The 3,174-nt window shown below is 66.4% G+C and carries 6 protein-coding genes; 4 read left to right on the top strand and 2 right to left on the bottom strand.

What is annotated here, in order from left to right:
- The 4 genes from ACI38Z_RS04680 to ACI38Z_RS04665 form a co-directional block, all read left to right on the top strand.
- Positions 1-773, top strand: a 773-nt coding sequence (locus tag ACI38Z_RS04680; protein WP_439789026.1) for an aldo/keto reductase, incomplete at its 5' end; no start/stop codon positions are given.
- A gap of 147 nt (positions 774-920) precedes the next feature.
- Complete coding sequence (locus ACI38Z_RS04675) at positions 921-1,436, top strand: YaiI/YqxD family protein (RefSeq protein ID WP_439789025.1); 516 nt, start codon at positions 921-923, stop codon at positions 1,434-1,436.
- A gap of 100 nt (positions 1,437-1,536) precedes the next feature.
- The gene (locus ACI38Z_RS04670; RefSeq protein ID WP_439789024.1) at positions 1,537-1,986 is read left to right on the top strand and encodes a MarR family winged helix-turn-helix transcriptional regulator; all 450 of its coding nucleotides are present in this window, start codon (positions 1,537-1,539) and stop codon (positions 1,984-1,986) included.
- Positions 1,976-2,554 (top strand): cyclase family protein, encoded by a 579-nt coding sequence (locus ACI38Z_RS04665; protein WP_439789023.1) that lies wholly within the window; start codon positions 1,976-1,978, stop codon positions 2,552-2,554. Before ACI38Z_RS04670 ends, ACI38Z_RS04665 begins: the two co-directional genes overlap by 11 nt.
- Before the next feature lie 3 nt (positions 2,555-2,557).
- Here ACI38Z_RS04665 and ACI38Z_RS04660 read toward each other — a convergent pair whose 3' ends face one another.
- A complete protein-coding gene (locus tag ACI38Z_RS04660; protein WP_439789022.1) occupies positions 2,558-2,791 on the bottom strand; it encodes a hypothetical protein in 234 nt (77 codons plus the stop codon).
- A 151-nt stretch (positions 2,792-2,942) separates the two neighbouring features.
- Positions 2,943-3,174, bottom strand: a 232-nt coding sequence (locus tag ACI38Z_RS04655) for a hypothetical protein (RefSeq protein ID WP_439789021.1), incomplete at its 5' end; no start/stop codon positions are given.

The raw sequence follows: 3,174 nt of genomic DNA, 5'->3' as shown, positions 1-3,174 counted from the left end.
GGCGCGAGGACGTGGTGCTGGCAAGCAAGGTCTACTTCAACGAGGGCTGCCTTTCTCGCACGGCGATCAATCGAGAGATCGACGGCACGCTCAGGCGCCTTGGCACCGATTACCTGGACCTCTACATCATCCACCGCTTTGACTACGACACGCCGATCGAGGAGACCATGGAGGCGCTCGACGGCCTGGTCAAGGCCGGCAAGGTGCGTGCGCTGGGCGCCAGCGCCATGTACGCCTACCAGTTCCACAACATGCAGGTGGTGGCGGACCAGAACGGCTGGACCCGCTTCAGCAGCATGCAGTGCCACTACAACCTGCTGTACCGCGAGGACGAGCGCGAGATGATCCCCGTCTGCCGCCAGTACGGCGTGAGCATCACCCCGTACAGCCCGTTGGCATCGGGACACCTGACGCGCCCGACCTGGGACTCCGACTCAAAGCGCTCCACCACGGACGGCACGATGAGGAACAAGTACGACCACGACCGCCAGATCGACATGCCCGTGATCGGGCGCGTGCACGAGCTGGCGGAGCGCAAGGGCGCCCCCATGGCGGACGTCGCGCTGGCCTGGCACTGGGCCAAGGGCGTTGCCGCGCCCATCGTGGGCTGCAGCAAGCCGAGCCGCGTGGATGACGCGGTGCGCGCGCTCGACGTCAGGCTGACGCCGGAGGACGTGGACTACCTGGACGAGCTGTACCAGCCCCACGAGCTCGTGGGACCCAAGGCCCGCCCGGGCGAGAAGCCCCTGGCAGGAACCGACCGCGTAAGGTAGCGGACGCGCGACGGCGTTGGGCACGTGCGGCCCCAGGCGGAGACCCAACCGCCTGGGGCCGTTCTTCTCGCCCGCGAGCGCCTTCCCGTACGGACGAGTACCGTACTATCTAGTACGGTACTACCAAGTACGGAAGGAATCCCGACCATGACCGTACTCTACATCGACGCGGACGCCTGCCCCGTGACCCGCGAGGCGCTGGTCGTGGCTCGCGCCGAGGGCATCCCCTGCGTGATCGCGGGCAACTCCACGCAGAATCTGGAACGGTCCGTCCGCGCGACGGACCGGCGCGAGCCGCGCGACCCCGAGCACCCAGACCGGGGCTTCTGGGTCAGTACGCTGCAGGTCGGCGTGGGGGCGGACTCGGCCGACTTCGCCATAGTCCAGCGGCTGACGCCCGACGACGTGGTGGTGACGCAGGACATAGGCCTGGCGGACATCGTGCTGGGGCGCGGTGCGCGGGCCATCGGCGTGCGCGGGCGCGTGTACAACCCGCTGACCATAGACTCCATGATGTTCATCCGCCACGAGGAGAAGAAGGTCCGTCGCGCGGGCGGCAGGACCAGGGGTCCCGCGGCGTTCACCGGCGAGGACCGCACGCGCTTCTCGCACAACCTGCGCCAGCTGGTGCGGGAGGCGAAGCAGGCAGCCGGCACGGACTAGCGCCTCGATACGCGACGTTCTTCTCTTTTTTGTTTCCATGGATACAAGATTGTGCTATGCTCAACTTGTTTCCTAGGAATCAAGTAAGCGAGGTGTCGACATGGAGGGCGTGCTCAACCAGCTGGCCGAGTACATGGAGCGGCAGGAGGTGCTCTCGCGCCTGACCGAGGCCGAGGACCTGCACGGCTACAGCTACTCGGAGGTGCACACCATACGGGCCATCGGCGACCTGCCCGAGCCCAACGTGAGCGCCATTGCGGAACGCATGGGCATGACGCGCGGGGCCATCAGCAAGATCGCCAAGCGTCTGCAGGCGGACGGCCTGGTGGAGCCCTATCGGCTGGAAGGCAACCGCCAGAAGGTGCTGTACCGCCTGACGGAGTCGGGACGCCAGCTGTACGACGAGCACGAGCGCAGGCACGCCCTGTGGCTCGAGCGCGACCGCAGGTTCGTGGACGGGCGCGACCCGGCCGAGGTCGCCGCCGTCCAGCGGTTTCTGGCCGACTACAACGACTACCTCAAACGGAAGATCGAAGAGCTTGGAGGATGAAATAAGCCTGCATGACCTTACGCTGCGGATAACCCCAAAGATGGTGCGCGACGCGCAGGGAAACGAGAAGAAGGCCCTGGTCGGGCACCTGGGGACGCACTTTGACGTGATGGACAAGGAGTTCCCGCTGGACTACTGCGTCCGCCCCGGCATCACGTTTGACGTGAGCGCCGCGGCACAGGCCGATCGCGAGGTCGGCGTGGACGACGTCGACCTCTCGCGGGTGGAGAGCGGCATGTTCGTGGCGTTCCGCACTGGCTTCATCGAGGAGGAGGACTACGGCTCGCGCCGCTACTTCACCGAGCATCCGCAGCTTTCCGTCGAGCTGCTGGAGCGACTGATGGACCTGCGCGTGAGCATGGTGGGCGTCGACTTTGCCGGCGTGCGTCGCGGCCGCGAGCACACCCCCATGGACCAGCGCCTGGCGGACCAGGGCATCTTCGTGATAGAGAACCTCTGCAACCTGCAGGAGCTGGCGCGCGCCAAGGGTCCCGCGACCGTCTACACGTTCCCCATGAGCTACGAGGGCGTCACCGGACTCCCCTGCCGCGTGGTGGCGAAAATCTAGCTGCTACCGCCAGCACCTCTTCACGAATCTCAGCGCATCCTCGAGAGACTTGCGGTCCGACTCCCAGCACTCTTCCGGGTGCCTGCGCTCGATCCTGAACAGGCGGGCCGAGCGCAGGCGCGTGGGCACCAGGAAGTGGCTCGCATACCGATAGCCCACGCACTCGTGCGGGTAGGCAAAGCCCGCCGCGTCCAGGCGCGCCATCATGGCATCACACGACTCGCGCGACGGCCACATGGTGTCGCCTCGAAGCCGTCGCTTCCCACCCGAAAGACCGTCGACTCCGTAGGCACGTCCTTCTCCCCTGTTTGCGCGTGATGTTACCCACATCTAACTATACAGGCACGAAAGGGCCTAAACGGACAAGGCTCTGCCACGGCGCCCGGGCCTATCGCGCAAACGCACCCCGCACGAACTCGATCCAGGCTCGCACGTTGCGGTTGACGTAGCCACCCCGCGGCCACGCGAGCGCGAACGTGCTGCGCACCTCCGGACGGAACGCGACCGGGACGATCGCGTCCTTCTCGCCCGTGTCGAACGGACCGGGGTTGCCGTCCTGCGGAAACATGGTCTTGTAGAGAAACGCCGCCGCCAGCCCCCGGCTCACGAAGTCGCGGGTC

It is taken from the genome of Parafannyhessea sp. (genome assembly GCF_051876455.1).
In the GTDB taxonomy this organism is placed as follows: domain Bacteria; phylum Actinomycetota; class Coriobacteriia; order Coriobacteriales; family Atopobiaceae; genus Parafannyhessea.
Note: the sequence above shows the minus strand (reverse complement) of the source record. Positions and strands in the feature narration are given on the sequence as shown.

Coding starts and splice junctions, on each gene's coding strand:
- ACI38Z_RS04675 (WP_439789025.1), top strand. CDS start 921: ATGACCGTACTCTACATCGACGCGGACGCCTGCCCCGTGACCCGCGAG.
- ACI38Z_RS04670 (WP_439789024.1), top strand. CDS start 1,537: ATGGAGGGCGTGCTCAACCAGCTGGCCGAGTACATGGAGCGGCAGGAG.
- ACI38Z_RS04660 (WP_439789022.1), bottom strand. CDS start 2,791: ATGTGGCCGTCGCGCGAGTCGTGTGATGCCATGATGGCGCGCCTGGAC.